This window comes from Pseudomonas sp. Irchel 3A18, assembly GCF_900187465.1.
GTDB classification, from domain to species: Bacteria; Pseudomonadota; Gammaproteobacteria; order Pseudomonadales; family Pseudomonadaceae; genus Aquipseudomonas; species Aquipseudomonas cichorii.
Genome location: NZ_FYDI01000007.1, coordinates 183,888 through 203,346, shown reverse-complemented (window position 1 = coordinate 203,346; position 19,459 = coordinate 183,888). Strand labels below are relative to the sequence as shown.

The 19,459-nt window shown below is 58.1% G+C and carries 16 protein-coding genes; 7 read left to right on the top strand and 9 right to left on the bottom strand.

Annotated features, from left to right (window positions below; genetic code table 11):
- The first annotated feature begins 45 nt into the window (after positions 1–45).
- On the top strand, positions 46–870 hold the full coding sequence (locus CKW23_RS16305) for a class I SAM-dependent methyltransferase (protein ID WP_025260231.1): 825 nt from the start codon (positions 46–48) through the stop codon (positions 868–870).
- Between the two features lie 40 nt (positions 871–910).
- Here the strand turns inward: CKW23_RS16305 and CKW23_RS16300 are convergent, their stop codons facing one another.
- Genes CKW23_RS16300 through CKW23_RS16280 form a run of 5 tightly spaced genes read right to left on the bottom strand, consistent with a single transcriptional unit; the run spans position 911 to position 5,332 of the window.
- A complete protein-coding gene (locus CKW23_RS16300) occupies positions 911–1,666 on the bottom strand; it encodes an ABC transporter permease (RefSeq protein ID WP_038400412.1) in 756 nt (251 codons plus the stop codon).
- 5 nt (positions 1,667–1,671) lie between these two features.
- Entirely contained in the window at positions 1,672–2,871 is a 1,200-nt protein-coding gene (locus CKW23_RS16295) for an ABC transporter substrate-binding protein (protein WP_025260233.1), read from the bottom strand.
- Entirely contained in the window at positions 2,837–3,682 is an 846-nt protein-coding gene (locus tag CKW23_RS16290; RefSeq protein WP_025260234.1) for an ABC transporter ATP-binding protein, read from the bottom strand. Before CKW23_RS16290 ends, CKW23_RS16295 begins: the two co-directional genes overlap by 35 nt.
- A complete protein-coding gene (locus CKW23_RS16285; protein ID WP_025260235.1) occupies positions 3,679–4,749 on the bottom strand; it encodes an acyl-CoA dehydrogenase family protein in 1,071 nt (356 codons plus the stop codon). Before CKW23_RS16285 ends, CKW23_RS16290 begins: the two co-directional genes overlap by 4 nt.
- Before the next feature lie 22 nt (positions 4,750–4,771).
- Positions 4,772–5,332: a carboxymuconolactone decarboxylase family protein gene (locus tag CKW23_RS16280; protein ID WP_025260236.1), complete on the bottom strand. Its 561-nt coding sequence runs from the start codon at positions 5,330–5,332 to the stop codon at positions 4,772–4,774.
- A gap of 103 nt (positions 5,333–5,435) precedes the next feature.
- Here CKW23_RS16280 and CKW23_RS16275 point away from each other — a divergent pair, with 103 nt between their 5' ends.
- Positions 5,436–6,347 (top strand): AraC family transcriptional regulator, encoded by a 912-nt coding sequence (locus CKW23_RS16275; RefSeq protein ID WP_025260237.1) that lies wholly within the window; start codon positions 5,436–5,438, stop codon positions 6,345–6,347.
- Between the two features lie 506 nt (positions 6,348–6,853).
- Here the strand turns inward: CKW23_RS16275 and CKW23_RS16270 are convergent.
- The gene (locus CKW23_RS16270) at positions 6,854–7,942 is read right to left on the bottom strand and encodes a GNAT family N-acetyltransferase/peptidase C39 family protein (RefSeq protein ID WP_025260239.1); all 1,089 of its coding nucleotides are present in this window, start codon (positions 7,940–7,942) and stop codon (positions 6,854–6,856) included.
- Positions 7,943–8,059: 117 nt separating this feature from the next.
- Between CKW23_RS16270 and CKW23_RS16265 the strand changes: the two genes are divergently transcribed.
- Together CKW23_RS16265 and CKW23_RS16260 are read left to right on the top strand one after the other, a co-directional pair.
- A complete protein-coding gene (locus CKW23_RS16265) occupies positions 8,060–9,616 on the top strand; it encodes a RimK family protein (protein WP_236249409.1) in 1,557 nt (518 codons plus the stop codon).
- A gap of 26 nt (positions 9,617–9,642) precedes the next feature.
- The gene (locus CKW23_RS16260; protein WP_025260241.1) at positions 9,643–10,578 is read left to right on the top strand and encodes a magnesium transporter CorA family protein; all 936 of its coding nucleotides are present in this window, start codon (positions 9,643–9,645) and stop codon (positions 10,576–10,578) included.
- A 68-nt stretch (positions 10,579–10,646) separates the two neighbouring features.
- On the opposite strand, the gene CKW23_RS16255 is transcribed toward CKW23_RS16260, so the two are convergent.
- Positions 10,647–12,341, bottom strand: a complete 1,695-nt coding sequence (locus CKW23_RS16255; protein WP_025260242.1) for a cyclic peptide export ABC transporter — start codon at positions 12,339–12,341, stop codon at positions 10,647–10,649.
- A gap of 160 nt (positions 12,342–12,501) precedes the next feature.
- Entirely contained in the window at positions 12,502–13,530 is a 1,029-nt protein-coding gene (locus tag CKW23_RS16250; protein WP_038400415.1) for a TauD/TfdA family dioxygenase, read from the bottom strand.
- A 354-nt stretch (positions 13,531–13,884) separates the two neighbouring features.
- Here CKW23_RS16250 and CKW23_RS16245 point away from each other — a divergent pair, with 354 nt between their 5' ends.
- The 3 genes from CKW23_RS16245 (at position 13,885) to CKW23_RS16235 (ending at position 18,210) form a co-directional block, all read left to right on the top strand.
- Positions 13,885–15,972, top strand: a complete 2,088-nt coding sequence (locus CKW23_RS16245) for an amino acid adenylation domain-containing protein (protein ID WP_095067969.1) — start codon at positions 13,885–13,887, stop codon at positions 15,970–15,972.
- Positions 15,973–15,990: 18 nt separating this feature from the next.
- Positions 15,991–16,935 carry a syringomycin E biosynthesis L-threonyl-[L-threonyl-carrier protein] 4-chlorinase SyrB2 gene (gene syrB2, locus CKW23_RS16240; RefSeq protein ID WP_025260245.1) on the top strand — a complete coding sequence of 315 codons (945 nt, stop codon included), beginning with the start codon at positions 15,991–15,993 and terminating at the stop codon, positions 16,933–16,935.
- Positions 16,936–17,001: 66 nt separating this feature from the next.
- Positions 17,002–18,210, top strand: a complete 1,209-nt coding sequence (locus tag CKW23_RS16235) for an alpha/beta fold hydrolase (protein WP_025260246.1) — start codon at positions 17,002–17,004, stop codon at positions 18,208–18,210.
- A 262-nt stretch (positions 18,211–18,472) separates the two neighbouring features.
- On the opposite strand, the gene CKW23_RS16230 is transcribed toward CKW23_RS16235, so the two are convergent.
- Positions 18,473–19,081, bottom strand: a complete 609-nt coding sequence (locus tag CKW23_RS16230) for an aspartyl/asparaginyl beta-hydroxylase domain-containing protein (RefSeq protein ID WP_025260247.1) — start codon at positions 19,079–19,081, stop codon at positions 18,473–18,475.
- Between the last annotated feature and the right edge of the window lie 378 nt (positions 19,082–19,459).

The window sequence follows — 19,459 nt, the reverse complement described above, 5'->3', positions numbered from 1 at the left end:
GCCATTACAGTCGATACCGGTCATAGACGCATTTTAAGGACGATCATGAACGCCAGGATTTTTGCTTTAGGCTTTTCCACCCTTCTCGCTTCATCCTTCAGCCAGGCGGCTGCACCCGATACCTCGATCAGCGATACGCAGTACAAGAGCGTGCTGGAAGGTTCATGGCGAGCCAAACAGAACAGTGTGCGCGACAGCCATCGTCACCCGCAGGAAACCTTGAAGTTCTTCGGTTTGCAGAGCAACCAGATCGTGATCGAAATCACGCCCGGTGGCGGTTGGTACAGCGAGATTCTTGCGCCCTTGCTCAAGGAACACGGGCATTACATTGCAGCCCTGCAAGCGCCCTCCTCGGGTGACTATTACAAGAAAGCTGCCGACAGTCTGAAGCAGAAATTCAAGGCCGATCCAGAGCGCTACGGCAAAGCGGAATTCATCGAGTTCGATCCAAAGACACCCGTCTTCGGCAAACCCGCCTCGGCCGACCGGGTCCTGACGTTCCGCAACGTGCATAACTGGGTACTTGCCGATGATGCACCGCAAACATTCGCGGCCTTCTTCAAGGTCCTGAAACCGGGCGGAGTGCTGGGTGTGGTCGACCACCGCGCCAAAGACGGCACCGACCTGGAAAGCATCAAGAAAAGCGGCTACCTGCCCACCGATTACGTCGTAAAACTCGCTACCGATGCGGGTTTCACGCTGGAAGCGCAAAGCGAGGTCAACGCCAACCCGAAAGACACCAAGGATTACCCTGCGGGCGTCTGGACACTGCCGCCAGCGCTGAAACTGGGTGAGCAGGACAAGGCCAGGTATGTGGCGATTGGCGAGTCGGACAGGTTTACGTTGAGGTTTGTGAAGCCGGAAAAATAGCGTCGCAGGCAAGCCCCCTCACACAAGGTGGGCTGCCCCCTCAATGCGCCCACCGTCGATGCAGCCCCCGCGCCGCCGCATCCAGCATGAACCCCAGCACGCCAATAATCAGCACCATGGCCATCAGCTCCGAATACGCCAGTCGATCACGGGTATCGAGGATGAAGTAGCCCAACCCGGCGCTGACACCGAGCATTTCACAAGGCACCAGCACGACCCACAGGATGCCGATGGACAATCGGGTGCCGGTCAGTACGTGCCCCAGAATGCCTGGAATGATGATCCTGCGCAGGGTTTCCCATCGCGTGGCGCTGAGGCTTCGGCTCAGTTGCAGCCAGCGTGGATCAAGCTGGCGTACACCTGCCACGGTATTGAGCAGGATCGGCCAGACGGCGGCAAAGGTCAGCAGGAAGTAGATCGGCTGGTCGCCAACGCCCATCAGCATCACCACCACCGGCATCCACGACAGCGGCGAAATCATGCGCAGCAGTTGAAAGGCCGGATTGGTTGCCGCTTCCAGCGTCCGGGAGCCGCCAATCAGCAAGCCCAGCGGGACACCGATCAGCAGCGCCAGCAGCAGCCCGACGAAAATACGCTTGAGGCTCACCCCTATGTGTTCGTACAGCTCAGCCCGCCCGAGCAATTCCCACAGGCTGGCAAAGGTCGACTCCGGCGAAAATCGCTCTGACAGACCACCCGTTTCACCAAAGACGCTGACGCCCAGCCACCAGAGTGCAAGCAGGCATAACAGACCGGACAGGCCTAAAAGCGCATGCCCGGTGGTTGAACGTTTCACCTCGCTCAAAAGCCGAACTCCTCGGTACGCTCGAAGTTATTCGCCAGCCCGAAGGTTTTCAGGCCGCCACTGGCCTCGATGCTGTTGCGCACAAAGCGGTCGTCCACCAGGTCCCGTGCTGCAAACTTTGGATCGAGATTAGCGAGAAAACCCTTGTCGCCTTCGATCAGGGTGTCCTTGAGGCGACGCACCAGTTCTTCCGTATAGCTAGGGAACGGATAAGGCTGGAAGTCGATGCGATGTTCGTCCCACTGCGTATGCTGGATGGCACCGCTGGCCAGATAACCCTGTCGCTCGCTGGCCTGTGGCGCAAGCACCCGGTCCAGCACCGATTGCGCATGCGGCGTGTAGCGGTTGGCGCCGTCCTTGGAGAGCAGCTTCGCCGCTTCGGCTCGGTTATCCCGGGTCCAGGCCTGAGCCTGAACGATGGCGTTGACCACTTTTTGCGACCACTCCGGGCGGTTGTTCAAATCATGCTCGTGCATGAACACCACGCAGCAGGCGTGATTGCGCCAAAGGTCGCCGGTAAAGCGCTGGATGCGCCCGACCTTGAGGTCTTCGGCCAGGGCATTGAACGGTTCGGCGACGATGTAACCGGCAATCCGCTTGCTCGCCAGGGCTGGCGGCATATCGGAAGGCGGTAGCACGATCAGGTTCACTTCGTTGGCGGCCAGTGTGGCAGTGGCCGCCTTGCTCACCGGCACCAGGCCGTTGTCGCGCAGCAGGTTCTGCAACACCACGTTATGCACCGAGTACCAGAACGGAATGGCCACCGTCTGCCCGCCCAGTTGTCGAACCTCGTTGATCTGCGGCGCAACGGTCAGGCCCGAACCACCCACATGGTTCCAGGCAACCACCTTGGCCGGGACTTTGCTGCCATAACGTGCCCAGACGGTCATTGGCGATAACAGGTGAATGACGTTGACCTGACCGGAAATGAAGGCCTCGATCACCTGCGCCCAACTGCGCAGCAGCACGGGACGTTCGGCCTTGACGCCTTGGGCCTCGAACAGGCCATTGTTGTGAGCCACCAGCAACGGCGTGGCGTCGGTAATAGGCAAGTAACCAATGCGAACGGGGGCATCCGGCTCAGCAGCCGCCCTCGCTTCCAGGCTGTTGAGCAACGGCAAGGCACCGGCTGCGGTCAGCATGGCGCTGAGTTTCAGAAAGTCACGACGTGTGTGAGTGAAATCGTCCAGGCACATGGCCATTCTCCGGCAAATCCAGCGATTGAGGGTGACGTTGCGGATTGCGGCTCGCCCGCCGAAGGGTTTTGAGAATATCGATACGCAGAGCGCCCAGTTCATCTACCAGTTCGGCACGAGGCTGAGGCAACTGGATACGCCACTCGCCGAGAACCCGCGCCGGGGTGTTGCCCAGTAGCAGGATGCGGTCGGAAAGCAGCAGCGCTTCATCTATGTCATGGGTAATCAGCAACGCTGCGGTGCCATGCCGGGCGATCACCCTGAGCAACAGTTGTTGCATGTCGGTACGGGTGACTTCATCCAGCGCACCGAAGGGCTCATCCAGCAGTAAAACTTGTGGCTGGCGTGCCAGGCAGCGTGCCAATGCTGTACGTTGCGCCATGCCACCGGAAAGCTGCGCCGGGTAATAGCTGCGAGCGTGCTCCAGGCCGACTTCGCCAATGGCCTGATCGATACGCCCCTGACGCTCGCTGTCTGTCAGTTGCGGCTGACGGGCAAAGTCCAGACCGAAGGCGACGTTCTTTTCAAGGTTCAGCCACGGCAACAGGCTGGGGTCCTGAAAAGCCACCGCCACTCGTGGATGAGGACCTTGCAGCGGTTCGCCAAGCAGGCTCACCGTGCCTTCGCGAGGGACCTGCAAACCGGCCAGTACGCGCAACAGGCTCGACTTGCCGACCCCGCTCGGCCCAAGAATGGACACGATCTCGCCCTTGGCCAGTTGCAGGTCAAAGTTCTCCAGCACGTTTTGCCAGCCATTGTCCCGTTCGTACCCCAGGACGATGGCTGAAGCCTGCAACAGGAGTCGGCTCATGCGGCGTTTTCCCCGGCGTGTCGGCGCAGCTCGGCACGTAGCTGTACCAGGCTTGGCGTGACAATCGGCAAAAAGGCCGACTCGCGCCAGCGCCGTGCAAAAGCGCTGCCGTATTCACACAGGAAAGCCTTGCCGCCGCTGGCCTGAAGCTCCAGTTGCACGGCATTGGCGGCAGACTCGGCCAAGGCAATGCGCAAGCGAAACAAGGCAGCGGGCTGGGTCAGGAAACGGCCGTCGAGCAAGCCGCGCTTGAGATCACTCACCGCGCTCTCCAAATGGAGCCGGTATTCGTCCAGCTCGCCACGCAATACCGAACGTGAACCCTGCAAATGACTGTCGACTTCCTTGAGGGCACGTCGTGCCAGACCAATCGACATCCCGCATTGCAACCCCAGAAACGCCGGCCGCACTGCTGGCAGAAACTGCCTGGCATCGCCATGCAGCAGCCAGTCGTTGCTCAACTGGACATCCTTGAAATCCAGGGCCGCCGTGTTGGTCGACTGTAACCCCATCAATTGCAGATCGTCCGTGCGTTGCAAACCGCTGACCGATTGCGGAATCGCCAGGATAAACGGCTTGCCGCCCTGTTCATGCTCAATGGCAGCAGCCACCACAAACCCGCTTTTGCGCAGGTTGGTGACCCAATGCAGGCGGCCGTTCAATTGCCAGTTGCCAGCCTGTTCACGGGCACTGACCTGCAACGTCTCGATGCCCGACAGAAACTTCATGGCATTGGAAAGGCCGGTGGCTCCCGCCAGACCACCACTGAGCAAATCCGGCAACAGACGCTGACGCAATGCCGCATTGGGGCTGTGCAGCAAATACTCGATAAAAGCCCGCTGGCCCCACAACACGAAAGCCGCGGCCAAGGAATGACCGGCGACTTCTGCAACCGCTTCCACCGCATCGCTCAGGTCACCGCCTCTGCCCCCTTGAGCCGCATCAATCCCCACACCCAGCACATCTCCGGCCACCAGTTGCGCCAGCACCTGTTCCGGGTCCAGGCTGCCAAGGTCAAGCGCAGTGGCATGTGTGTCCAGCCATCGGCCTGATTCGGAGTCGAGCATGATGTTTCTCCCGTGCCGCGTATTAATGTTCAGGACCTTGCCACTGGTACTGGGCCAGTTCAGGGTTGAGCGGTGTTCTGGCAAAGACATTGGCAAAATTGCACAAGGTCGCCAGGCTGACACCCAGAATCACTTCCAGCGCATGACCCTGGCTATAACCGGCGGCCAGGAACGCTTCATAAGTGCTGTCGCTGACATTGCCGCGAGTCGCAATGACGGCGCGGGTAAAGTCAGCCAGTGTTTCGAGCTTTTCCTCAGGCAACTCGCCACGTTCACGCAGGGCATCGACGACTTCCCTTGGCAGCTTCGCCTTGTTGAGCGCCACTGCGGTATGGCCTGCCACACAAAAACTGCATTCATGTGTCGTGGCAGCAATCAGTTGTACGACTTCCCTTTCGGCCAGACTTAGCTCAGCCTTGGCGTTGAGCCCCGAAACGGTGAGGTAGGTTTCCAGCGCCGCAGGTGCATTGGCCAGCACGCCAAGCAGGTTAGGAATGAATCCGGAAGTCGCCTGGGCCTTTTCCAGAAAGGGCCTGGCCGCTTCGGGAGCGCTTTGCACGGAGTGAACAGTGACACGAGACATGGAGTGGACTCCTTGATACAAGATGGGTCCCAGTCTGTTGGTTATAAGAATTTCAATCCATATTCTAAAGTCGCAATTACTTGCTCCTGAGTGTTTCCCTTAGATGATTTCATCAAGTCCTGTTATCGATTGGTTATTAGAAAGCCTTGAGCTGGATGCCAACCTCTTCCACGTGGGTCGCTACTGCGGCGGCTGGCATGCCAGTACCCATGGCATGGCGCGGGCCAGTTTCCATCTAGTGGTTCAGGGCAATTGCTGGCTGCATATCGAAGGGCATGAACAGCCAAAACGGCTCGACACAGGCGATGCGGTGTTTCTGCTGCGCGACCTGGACTATCGGCTGTCGAACGAGGCACAACCCGAAGACGCCCGCCGCCAGCCGCGTATAGAGATGCAGGCCCTCAACAGCAGTGCAGCCGATGGCGTCGGGCTGGTCTGCGGTTTTTTCCATTTCCAGTCAGGCCTGTCGTCACTGCTGATCGAAGCCCTGCCCGACTGGCTGATACTGCGCGCTGACGAACCGTCCTCCGATGCCGCTCGCAGCCTGTTCCAGCTGATCCTGCAGGAATGCCAGCGGCTACCGGCACCCTCCTCGTCAATCCTCGAACGCCTCAGCCACCTGCTGTTTCTGTATGTGCTCCGTCAGCACGTTGCCGACAACCCGGCACTGGGCGGCATGGTTGCACTGGCCAGAAACCCGGCGTTTGCAGGCCTGCTGGCAAAAATGATCGAACACCCGGAGCAATCCTGGGGCCTGGAAAGCATGGCCGCCTGCACCGGCCTTTCACGCTCGGCCTTTTTCAAACGCTTCAACGAACTGGCCGGCCAGTCACCGGGCCAGGTCCTGCTCGCCCTGCGCATGCGCCACGCTTGTCAGCTCCTCAAGGCGAACAAGACGGTTGAGCAAGTGGCGACTGCCGTGGGGTATCAATCGACTGCGGCGTTTACCCGGGCATTCAATAAAGCGATCGGGGTACAGCCGGGGGCTTATCGCAGGCAGCATGAGGGGGGTTGAGGGGGATGTCGTGTAATGCCGATCAGTTAAGCTCATAAATCACTTTGTGAGAGGCCGCTTGCTGGCGACTTCAGTGTACAGGCGCAGAATATCTGCCGGTTTCACAGGCCTTTTTCGCCAGCAAGCTGCCTTCCAAACGTTTTGCTTGTACCTTAACTGATCGGCATTACGCCTATAACGCCTGCTTACCCCCGTATATCTTTTGACGAATAAAACACCACACTCCCGTAAAGACTCCGTATAGATAATTGCTATCCCCCGTCCTTGCATTACCCTCCAGGCTTCACATTCTGCGGGGAGATCAATAATGGAAAACTCGGACCTGGGCTTCATGATCATCATAATGATCGGGCTCTTTGGATTTGCTTCGTTCCTTTTTGAATTTCTTGGCGCACGTTACTCCAAAAAGAACAAACCACGCTAAATCAAAAGCGAAACGTCCTGATACGTGACAGGCGCACCGTTGATAAGGATGCGCCTGTGTCCATTTCTATATCGCCAGACATTCAAAACAGCACTAATGCGGCCCTGACTTTATCTTTGCCAAATACGCTCATCCGCTCGAACTCCTGATGCGTCAAGGGAACGTGTTGGCAGTCCAGGCGCTGACGGTATCGACCATGGTCCAGATCGGGATCATGCAGGTACACGAAGTCTTCATCACAGCCCGTTATGACCACCCAATGCGGGGCCTTGGAGCGTGTCAGCCGGTAGCTGCTGATCAGGACGATGGGGACGCCGCCCTCGGTGAAAATCCGTGGCAGGTCCAGGCGGCCAGACCGGGATTGTTGTACCCCGCTGGCTTGCAGCTCCCGGCAAAATGCGTCATGCACCAGGCGCATGACCGACTTCTTGTCCTCGCGACGTACGCCATCCAGAAACAGCGGCCCTGTGCGACTCACTTGCAGCCGTACATCGAACCCGCGTCGCCAGGCAGCCAGTGCGAGGCCATGGGGGCTGCAACCGCCGTGACCGGAGGTCATGAAAATAGTCGTGGCTTCGCGCCACAGTTGAATTTCCTCGTCCCGGGAAAAGGTTCGATCCGGATTGAGGGCCTTCATGGCCATGAGCAATGACGCCGCGCCACAGGTAAATTCGGTTGTCTGGGAGTAATACGGAACCGCCATGACGCTGCCTGCAACCGGCAAAACGATACGCTTCTCATAACGTAGCGCACGGGCATGGTCCTGATAATAATCGTCCACTTCGGCAAAGAGCCGGTAACCCGCACGCTCGTAGAGACGGATAGCTGCCGGGTTGTCGGGGCGGACCTCAAGACGCAGGTGCGCGCACTCGTGCTCAATGGCCAGTTGCTCTGACTGCTGAAGCAGTGCCAGTCCAAGACCCGCTCCCCTGGCCCGGCTGTCAATCGCCAGTGAATACAGCCTTGCCAACGAGGTGCCGCGATGAAAGAGCACCAGTGCATACCCCATCAGGCCCTGATCGTCTTCGGCGACCAATAACCGGGCGTGGGCACGCTGAATCATCCACAGAAAGTTGCGTCGGGACAGTCGATCCTGCTCGAAACATTGATTCTCCAGAAGTTCAAGAGCCGGAATATCTTCGGCGACAGCAAAGCGGTAGTTAACATTCATGGTTTTACCGTAAATAAAGCGTAACGACAAAGGACAGACCTGCTCAAAACATGTTTTATAGAAAACACTTACACGGCAAAGGCCCCCTTTATCATGGTTTCGGTGTATTCAAACGTAATGGAAATATTACCAAAGGTCGAGTTCAATCTACCTTCAACGAAAGAAACCCCGACCGCACTGTTTGCCCCTAGCAAGTTACTGGTTATTGTCGAGCGCCGTGACGACTGGCTCGATTATTTACCCAGCGAAAGTATAGTAACCGCCCAGGAATACCTTGAAGACAAACGCTATAAAAACCCCGGCGGGCAAGTTCAAGTCATCAACCTGTGCCGCAACTATAAATACCTTGGGCACGGTTACTACTGCTCGTTATTGGCAGAAGCACGGGGCCATAAAGTCATCCCCTCGGTCAAGACCATCAGCGAACTGACAAAGCGCTCGCTCTACGGCCTGGCACTTGAAGACCTGGACCGCGTACTGGATAACGCCATCGCCGATCACCCCTATGGCGAAACCGAAGGGTTTACGCTGAGTTTTCATTTCGGCAAAACCGACCTGATAGCGTTGCAAGGTCTGGCACAACAGCTGTTCGACACCTTTCCCGCACCCATCCTGCAAGTGGAGTTCATCAAGAACCAGCGTTGGCATATCGCCGGAATCAAGGTAGGAGCCCTGCACAAGCTGCGGGAGGAACAGCAACACGATTTTGCCCATGCGCTGGACACCTTCAATCGGCGCATCTGGCGTCAGCCTGTTTCACAACGCCAATCCCGTTATGACCTGGCCATTCTCCATGACCCGGCAGAGGCCCTGGCACCTTCCAATCCTCTGGCCCTTCAGCGTTTCGTCGATGCAGGTCAGCGCCTTGGCATTGATGTGGAGCTGATCGAAAAGAAAGACTATGCGCGGCTGGCCGAATACGACGCACTGTTCATCCGTGAAACCACCAGCGTGGCCAACCACACGTATCGTTTCGCCAAGAAAGCCGAGAGCGAAGGCCTGGTGGTCATGGACGACTCGGCTTCGATCCTGCGCTGCACCAACAAGGTTTTCCTCACAGACCTGCTCAACAAACACAATCTGGGCATGCCCGCGACCGAGATCCTTTATCGCGATCGACTACACGATCTGGAACAGGTGGGCGAACGCCTGGGGTTTCCTGTGGTACTGAAAATCCCGGACGGCTGTTTCTCCCGTGGCGTGATCAAGGTAGAAAACCAGGCCGAACTCGCCAAAGCGGCAGCCGAACTCTTCGAGCATTCGGTATTGCTGCTGGCTCAGGAATACCTCTACACCGAGTTCGACTGGCGTATCGGCGTGCTCAACCGTCAGCCTCTCTATGCCTGCCTGTACTTCATGTCCAAAGGGCACTGGCAAATCTATAACCACAAGGCTCAAGGCAGCGAAGTCAATGGCCTGTGCGAAACAGTCCCCATCGAAGACGTACCCCCGGATGTGGTCAAGCTGGCCGTGGACGCCGCCAGTCTGATCGGCGACGGACTCTATGGCGTCGACCTCAAGCAAACCGACAAGCGTCTGGTGGTCATCGAGGTAAACGATAACCCCAACCTGGATGCCGGGATCGAGGATGCCTGCATTCAGGACCAGCTATACGACCGGATACTGGAGGAGTTCGTCCGTCGTCTAGAGCTCAAGCATCAGGCCCATGGTTAATCAACCTTTGCAGTAGAGACGCCAGAATGATTGAAAGCTATAGCCTCGATGCCGGGGCGCTACACGCAACAACGGCCGAGGATGCGCCGCTATTGTTATGCACGGACCCTACAGCGCAGGAGCGGGATTTTCTGCATCGCACCTTCAAGGTCGACGCCCATATGCTGGATTCGGCGCTGGACCCTGACGAGGTGTCCAGAATCGAATTCCATGATGGTCAGCTCTTTCTGATCTGGAAGCGGCCGGAAAGCTATTCGGGCACAGCGGCCATGACGTTCGAGGTGTCGTCCTTCGGTTTGATGCTCTCACCCGAGAGCCTGGTGGTGATTTCTGCGGGGAATTCACTGCTCAGTGCAGGGGGCACCCATCGCCCCTTGAAAAACCCGCTCGATATCCTGATCGATTTGCTGTTCAACAGCGTGCACCACTATCTGGGACACTTGCGGGTGATCAAGCTGATCGCCCGAGAACTGCACAAGAAGTTCGACACGTCTCTGAACAATCAGCACCTGCTGCACATGTTCAATCTCAGTGAAAGCCTGATCTATTACATCAACGCGATTCAGAGCAATGGCGCGGTCCTTGAACGCTTGCACAATCACGCCGAGAAACAGGGGTTTCCCGCTCATTTCATCGCGTTGCTGGACGACCTGATAATCGAGAACGATCAGTGTTACAAACAGGCCAGAATCTATTCCACCGTGTTCGCCACGCTCATGGACGCCCGAGGCAACATGGCAAACAACAACATGAACTCGATACTGCGCAACCTGACCGTGGTCAATGTGGTATTCCTGCCGCTGAACCTGATCGCCGGTATCGGAGGCATGTCTGAGTTCAGCATGATCACGGCGGGTTTCCCGTGGTGGATATCATTCCCGGCACTGATTGTGGGCATGCTGCTTCTGAGCCTGTTGATGGTGGTAGTGCTCAGAAAATCGTTCTTTCGCAGCGGCACCTGACGACAGCCACAGGTTGTACCCGGTAGAAAAAAGCCCCGCCATCAGGCGGGGCCAAAGAGTCGCAAGCCTCAGGCCTGCTTGTCGCGAATACCGCAGTGAACATCGGAAGCGATCTGGCCGTCGGACAGCTTGATGATGCGGTCAGCCAGCTGGAAGTACTGATCGTCGTGGGTGATGATCAGGATCGTCTTGCCACGGCGTTTCAGGTCAGGCAGCAGTTCCTCGTAGAAGAATCGCTTGAAGGGTGGGTCCTGATCCGCAGCCCATTCATCGAGGACGTAGACCGGTCGGTCTTCCAGGTAAGCACAGACCAGCGCCAGGCGCTTCTGCTGGCCATAGGAAAGTGCCTTCAGCGTCGAATAACCGTGCCCTTCGATCTTGATCTTGTCCGCCAGCCCCAGAGTTGTCAGGTATTTTTGCGCCAGCGCAGTACTCGCTTCCTTCTCGTCAGGACCGATCAGGCGGTTGAACAGGTGGAAGTCAGAGAACACCGCCGAGAACATGTCTCGATAATCGCTCCGATTCTTGTCGGTAACGTCTACACCGTCGCGCTGTACCTGGCCCTGGCGCGGGATGTAGAGGCCGCACAGCACTTTGGCCAGGGTGCTTTTGCCACACCCGTTGCCGCCGACGATATAGATGAGCTCTCCGGCATGAATATCCAGGTCAACAGGCCCCAGGGCAAAGCCCGAACCTGCATCGGCATTCTGGTAATCCATCTTTATGCCCTTGAGCGAGATGGTATTCCAGGCTTTCTGCGGGAAGTGCAGCAATTTGGGCACGTCCGCTTCCACAACCTGTGGGTGCTTGTCATTGATACTAAAGCCGAAGTCCGCCAGCCGGCTGCTTGCCACACGCCCTTGGGCCAGAATCGGCATGGCGGTCACCAGCAGAGAAAGCGGCCCCATGATATAGAGCACGGCCAGAATGCTGGCTGTGAGCACGGAGGGGTCCAGGGCTGCCACTTTCGGCGCGGCGAACAGCAAACAGCCCAGCAGTATCGACAGGGTGAGTTGCCCCACGTTGTCACCGGCCGTGAACCAGACCCGCTCGATAAAATTGAAACGCGCCACTCGGGTCGAGGAAGCGTCGATGGCCGAGCGACTGAACCAGTTACGGCGGATGCGGTTGAGCTTCAGTTCCTTGAGACCGAATACCAGCGCATGGGTGTATTCGTTGAACGAGGTGAATTCGTCACGCACCCGGCTCGACACCTTCACGCCACTGCTGAAGAAATACAGATAAAGCACCACGCCCATGAACATCAGTGACAACGTCACCGCAAACACCACCCAGGACAGGTAGGCCAGGTAAGCGATACCAAACAGAAACACCGTGGTTTCCACCAGCACCGTAGGCATCACGACCAGGGTGGTATTGAGCTGGGGAATGTCATTGGTGAGCATGGTCAGCACATTGGCCGGGCCGCGTTTGTCCACTTCTTCAAGAGGCGTGCGCAGAATCTTGCGGCACAGCGCGATGCGCAGCCGGGTCATGATGTGCATGCTTGCATAAGCCGGAAAGAACGCCGCAGCATTGCGAAAGATGAACGCGACGGCGCTCAGGCCGATAAACCAGTACAACACATGGGTCCGCGAGCCTTCCATGTGGATGGCCTGGTTGATCACGTTGACCACTGCAATCGAAGCGACCCCGCTGATGACACCGGTCACCAGGGTAAAGAGGGTCAGCCAGGGATGGCTGCGCCATAACAGGCGCATGATCGAACCCGGACTGGGCTTTTTCTCTTGCTCGTTGCTCATTGCTCAATATCCTTGGATGGACGGGCCAGATGGCAGTACCGATTACCAATCGCTGACGCATGGGCGCCAGCACGTTCGGGAAAAACAGTGAAAGATCAGGACAGCCAGTGTACGGACGCGTCAGCTCGCGGCTGTCCCGGACTCCGAGTACAAGCGCCAATCATTTGCTCGGCCAGACAGCGTCCCGCGTGGTCATCTCACCCATGGCCACAGCGATGAGCCGCGGCTCTTCATAGGGGTCACGGGCATGTGCCGCGAGCATGTTGTCCAGCATGATCAGGTCACCCTTCTGCCACTGGAACCGCACAGCACAAGCCTCATAGGCCTCGCCGACCAGCGCCATGACGTCATCCTCAATCGGGGTGCCATCGCCGTAGCTGACCATGCGCGGCAGGCGGTCTTCACCAAACATGTCGAACAGGTCTTCACGCATTTCCTCACCCAGGCAGAACGGGTGATGCAACTGGACCTGATTGAAAAAGGCCGCCTGGCCGGTGACAGGGTGATGAATGACCGCTGGGCAATGGGTGTGAATCTGCAGGGTGTCGGCATCCAGCCACTCGAACGCCGTACCTTGTTCGCGACAGCGGGCCTCTGCCACTTCGGGCTTGTCGGTGCCGAAGAAGCTCTGCCAGCTGGGTTCTACGCCCGAGGTAAAGGTACGGATGTAACGCAACGCCTTGCGCTCGAACTTCTCGACCACTTCGCCAGGCAGTTGCAGCAGCATCTGGCGAATGTCCACCAGCGGTGTGGCGCCACCCACTTTCGAGGGCAGCTCACAGTAGAACCACTGCTTGCGTGGCCAGCTTTCCAGGTGTGAGCTTTCGTTGTGATAGAGGATCATTTCCCGCTCGGGATAAGGCGTGGAGCGATACACATTGCGACCGCCCTCCTTCTTCGGCAGATCGCCATACCCGCCGTGCAAGCCCGGTGACAATGCTTCGGCAAAACTCTCGAACAGGGGCACGCTATCCAGGCCGAAACCCCGAAACAGAATCGCTCCGTGTCGGCACAACAGTGCTTCGATGCTTTCACGGTTTTCTGCGGCCCAGGCCAGCGGTTCCAGCCCGGCTTCGGCAGGCTCTATCACCACTGGCAGGCTGCTGGCGGGATCCAGCAGCGACAGGCGCACCTTTTTGTCACCGTGGCTGTCGGGCCAGCGCAATGACTCGATAGTTTTCGGCTGCATACCAGCAGGCAAATCGATGGTTTCAAGGTTCATGCATAACTCCCGGGCGATGAATATCGAGGGTCGTGCCCGTTCGAGAAACCTCCCTTGCCGGCACGCTTTGCGCCAGCATGTAAGCATCGCAGGACATGCCTGTCTGTCACCGCAATCAGGGACATTGCGGCCCTTTCGCTGTGTCACCGACTGTCCCCATTTCCCTCGACAGACACCTTTGCGGGATGGGTGCTGAAATGCCTCCGCTGCGCAAATACGAGCGGTTCGCAAGTACCTCACAACTCTTCGGTACGGGCTGCAGAACCTGGTTTCGAATGCGTCCAGCGCACTGCAACTTGTGATCAAACAGGAGTGTTATTCATGCCGATCAACCCGACAGGCGAAAGGGCAGACAAGCTGTCAGCCCCACTGCGACCCGGCGCCTTGCTGCACGAATTGTTCAGTGCCAGGGCCAGAGAATTTCCCGAAAGAACAGCGTTATCCGATGAAACCCGAGCCGTCAGTTACGCAGAGCTCGACGCAGCATCTTCGGCGCTGGCAGCCAGCCTGCGCAAACGCGGCGTCAAGGACGGCAGTCTGGTCGGCCTGTGCCTGGAGCGTAATGTCGATCTGGTCATTACCCTGCTCGCCATTCTCAAGGCCGGCGGTGCCTATGTCCCGGTCGATCCGGCCTACCCTGCAAAACGCATCGAGCACATCGTTCAGGACAGCGGTCTGCAACTGATCGTCAGCACCAGTAATCTGTGCAGCATTCCCAAGACGCCTTCACTGCAAGTGCTGCTCCTGAACGAGCTGCTTGCAGAAAAGAGCCCTGGCGAGTTCAAGGCCAGCAGCGCCGATGCGTCTCAGGCTCCGGCCTATGTGATCTACACCTCGGGCTCCACGGGCGAACCCAAAGGTGTGCTGGTAACCCATGCCAACGTGAGCAGCCTGCTGGAAAGCACCCAACGCATTTACCATTTCACTCACAACGATATCTGGTCGATGTTCCACTCCATCGGCTTCGATTTCTCGGTCTGGGAAATCTGGGGCGCTCTCGCCCACGGTGGCCAGGTTGCCGTCGTGCCTTACGAAATCTCCCGCTCACCTGAAACCTTCAGGCAGTGGCTGATCAGCAATCAGGTCACCGTCCTGAGCCAGACGCCGTCGGCCTTCCGCGGTCTTGACGAAGCAGACAGTCAGGCCAGCAAACGTCTGTCGCTCCGCTACGTGGTATTCGGTGGCGAAGCATTGCCGGCGACCGTACTGCGTCCGTGGGTCGAACGTCATGGTGACGCGCTGCCAGCCCTGATCAACATGTATGGCATCACCGAAGCCACCGTGCATACGACCCACAAACGGGTACGCGCTCAGGACCTTGAAACATCGGCCACCGTGTCTGTAGGCAAACCGCTGGATGGCTGGACCCTGCACCTGCTGGATGAAAAACAGCAAGCGGTGAACACAGGCGAAATCGGCGAGCTGTATATCGAAGGCGCCGGGCTGACCCTGGGCTATCTGAATCGCCCGGGCCTGACGGCCGAGCGCTTTGTAACCCTGCCAGGCAGCGGCATCCGTGCCTATCGCACCGGCGACCTGCTCAAGCTCGACGAGCATGGCGAATACCTCTACGCCGGACGTAGCGACCAGCAACTCAAGGTTCGCGGCTTCCGTATCGAGGCTGGCGAAGTCGAAGCCGCCCTGCAGTCGAGCAAGAGCATTTCCGCCAGTCACGTTACCGCCTATGACTACGGTCAGGGCGATCTGCGACTGGTGGCCTACGTCGTTCCTTCCGATGGTTCACAGACGGTGACTCAGGAACTGCGCAGCGAGCTGGCGGCACTGGCCGCACAACAGTTGCCGGACTACATGCGTCCTTCGGCTTACATTGGTCTGGCGACACTGCCAGTCACCGCCCACGGCAAGATCGACAAACAGCAACTGCCTTCGCCGCTTGAGCACACCAGCACCACAACCGATCAGGGCAACCTGTCGGAACAGGAGCTGTATGTACTCAAGGTCTGGTCCGATGATATCGGCCTCAAGGGCATAGGCCTGAACGACGATTTCTTCGATCACGGCGGTACCTCGCTGGCCCTGATCCGCTCCCTCAGCCTGCTCAAGGCTCACTACAAGGTCGACCTCAACCCCGGCGTTCTTGCGGACGGAGCCACTGCCAAGGTTCTTGCCGCCAGCATTCGCAACTCCCTTGCCAAAACCGAGCAGGGCAACCTGTCGGAACAGGAGCTGCATGTACTCAAGGTCTGGTCCGATGACATCGGCCTCAAGGGTATTGGCCTGAACGACGATTTCTTCGATCACGGCGGTACCTCGCTGGCCCTGATCCGCTCCCTCAGCCTGCTCAAGGCTCACTACAAGGTCGACCTCAACCCTGGCGCTCTCGCGAACGGAGCCACTGCCAAGGTTCTTGCCGACAGCATTCGCACCTCCCTTGCCAACGCTCATTGACCGAAAAGGAACACGCACATGTCTGAAGTAGCAATCAAGCGATTCCACCTTTCCAAGGAAGAACGCGCCGCATTCGAAAAAAACGGTTTCATCGGTCCTTTCACGGCCTATGACCAGGACGAAATGAAGGAAACCTGGAAACGCCTGCGCCTGCGTCTGCTGGATCGCAGCCATGCGGCCTATCAGGATCTGGATGCGATCTCCGGCGGCACCAACATCGCCAACTACGACCGCCACCTTGATGATGACTTCCTTGCCGAGCATATCGGCCGTCCGGAAATCTGCGACCGCATACAAAGCATTCTGGGCCCGGACGTACTGTGCTGGCGTACCGAATTCTTCCCGAAATACCCGGGCGATGAAGGCACCGACTGGCACCAGGCAGACACCTTCGCCAACGCCTCGGGCAAGCCACAGATCATCTGGCCTGAAAATGAAGAGTTCGGCGGCACCATCACTGTATGGACAGCCTTCACCGACGTCAGCATCGCCAACGGCTGCCTGCAGTTCATTCCCGGCACCCAGAACAGCATGAACTACGACGAAACCAAGCGCATGAGCTACTCGCCGGAAACCTCCAACTCGCTGGTCAAGGAGGGTGTACGCCGTGGTTTCTTCGGCTACGACTATCGCCAGTTGCAGATCGACGAGAACTGGAAGCCTGACGAAGCCAGCGCCGTGCCGATCCAGATGAAAGCAGGCCAGTTCATCATCTTCTGGTCGACCCTGATGCACGCCTCGTATCCGCACAGCGGCGAAAGCCAGGAAATGCGCATGGGCTTCGCTTCCCGTTATGTGCCGTCCTTCGTGCATGTCTACCCGGACTCCGATCACATCGAGGAATACGGCGGCAAGATCAGCCTGGAAAAATACGGTGCGGTGCAGGTCATCGGCGATACCACTCCTGACTACAACCGCCTGGTAACCGAAACCACCCGCGGCAAGAAGTTCAGGGAAGACTGAGTCATCGGCAATTGAGGCGGCAGGTCACCACATATGTCTGATATGTCTGGTAAGGAGCGTTTAACCATGTCCAATTTCACCGACGCGGCGACGCGCCTGTGCGAGGCAGTCAGGATGCTCCGGCATCTGGCGACCCACCTCCCCGAGCCGATTCGTATCGGCTTCCTCGGGGCCGAGGATGATCGTTCGATCATCGCCGGCCCCGGCGTAGCAGCAACACAAAAGGCAGTCAACCAGGCTTTCGAGCGCCTGGGCATTCGACATCTTGAATATCACCACGATGCGATTGCAGAACTGTCCTCCTTCGAATTGTTCATCAGCAGGAAAGTCAGCGCTGCGCTGGATTTCAATTACGAGTTGTTCGGCGCTTCGGAGCCGGATCAGACGCAACAGGCGCTGATCCGGGATTTCGACTTCAGCCCTCCTCTGCCCGGTATCGCGAGATCAAGCCTGATCACTCGCGACGGCGTCCTGCTGAACACTTACGCCAGTGCCAACCGGCAACTGGCCCCGATTGTCCTTGCCCTGCCCTGCGGCCTGCCTTTCGAACTCTGCCGCGAATGGTTCCAGGCGCTGGGCGAGCGTTATTTCGTCATGGCCTGGGAGACTCGCGGGCTATTTGGTGCCTGCATCGACTTCGATCGACTGCAAGTGGATGCCGATGCCCAGGTGGCTGATCTATTCGCCGTCATGGATCACTTTGGCCATGACAGCGCGCACCTGATGGGAATCTGTGGCGGCGCGGCCATCGCCCTGTGCGCGGCCGCTGCCAACAGTGAGCGGGTGCGTTCGTTGAGCCTTTGGCATGGCGACTACAACCTGGCCGATGACAACCTGCGCACGGCCCACCAGCGCAATTTCGAGTGGTTGATGGAGGCCGCCGCAGCGGACCGCAACGAAGCAGGCGACCTGCAGATGCTGTTCGTCGATCAGGCCACGCTGGTCACCACCCCGGAACCCATTGCCCATGTGGCGCTGTTTCCGTACACCAATCCGGAGCTGTTCTACCGCTACTCGAAACTCAACGATGCACTGAACAAGACGGACCTGAACGGGCTGCTCGACCAGATCGTCATGCCGGTACTGGTGGTGGCTGGCGACAGCGACCAGACCACGCATATTGGCGGCTCACGACACATTGCCCAGAGCATCGACGGGGCACGTCTGCATGTGGAAGAGAATGGCAGCCACCTGGCGTTTTTCGAGCATGCCCCACGCTCGTGCGCTACCGCGTTTCATTTCATGAAAGAGCTGGAAGAACCCGCACTGACTTAAATCACAACCGTATTTATGTTCCGCCTTTACGGCGGCCCCCTTTTGTTTCGGCAAAAAGGGGGGGAAAACCATCCGCTCCGGTTCGGCCCCGTCTTGTGGCGGGGCCGAACCGGAGCAGTGGCTTTGGTTACTTTTACCGAAACCAAAGTGACGCGCCGTAAAGGCGCAAGACGGCCTCAAGCCGAACCATGAATCTGGAAACACCTGCTCCTCTTTGCTGCGCGACAGCGCGGCGCCGAGGCAGCGGGTGATCTCCTACCACTCACACCATATGCTGTTCGCGATAGAACTCCATGTACATCACCGTGCGAACACCGCCCGATGCGTTGACCGCGAAATGATCGAGTGAGCCGTCAAAAACCACCAGGTTGCCGTTGACGCTCTGGCTGAACTGGCCATTGACGTTCAGGTAGTTGTAATTCTGCTCGACAGGCGCATCGATGGTCAGCTGCATGTGCAGCAAGCCCTCTTCCCAGGTACCACCGTGGGAGTGGGTGCCCAGGAAGACATTGGGCTCCAGGCGCAGCAATGCACACAGTTTGATGCCCGGTGTGTTGCTCAGCAACTCCAGGGTACGTGGCATCTTTTCCCGGGCATAGGGAATGGGCTGGTCGTAGGCCACCAGCGCGTACTGGGTCCAGTTGGTCATCAACTGATCGTTGTCGCCCCACCCCCAGAGCCAGCCGTACTCGCCGCCGTTATTGACGTGCTCGGTCAGTTCCTCGAACAGCTCGGTGATGGACTTGTTGACGCGATTTATTTCGAGGGTCGGGGCATTCAGAGCCTGAAACTCGTCACGAATCACTTCCCAGTTTCTGGCCAGGTTTTCAAGTTGCGGGAAGCGGCAGGCTTCATAAAACGACGGGCGCATGGCGCCTCCTTCATCAGCAATTATTGGAAGACCTTCAGGTGAGGTCATTTGCCTTTCGCCACGCGAATGCAGGGCGATAAAGCCATTTGGCCTGCCACCACCACAGACTGTCTGCCACCGTAATCGGGTACATCGTTCCCCCATGAAGCGCCTGGCGTTTGTCCCCACTTCCGGCGACATACAGTGAGCAAGCGTTCCTCTAATTTTCAGCCATGGCTCCCCGGAAGCGCCCGGAACCCAGGCACGAGATGGTTTGCTCGCTTGCGCATTCCTCTCTCGAAAAGCCGGTTCACCGACAGCGACCGCCGAGACGACTTTTTTGACCGAACCTCATGATTCGTCACGCCGATGGGTAATGTCCGCATTACAGCCTGGCTG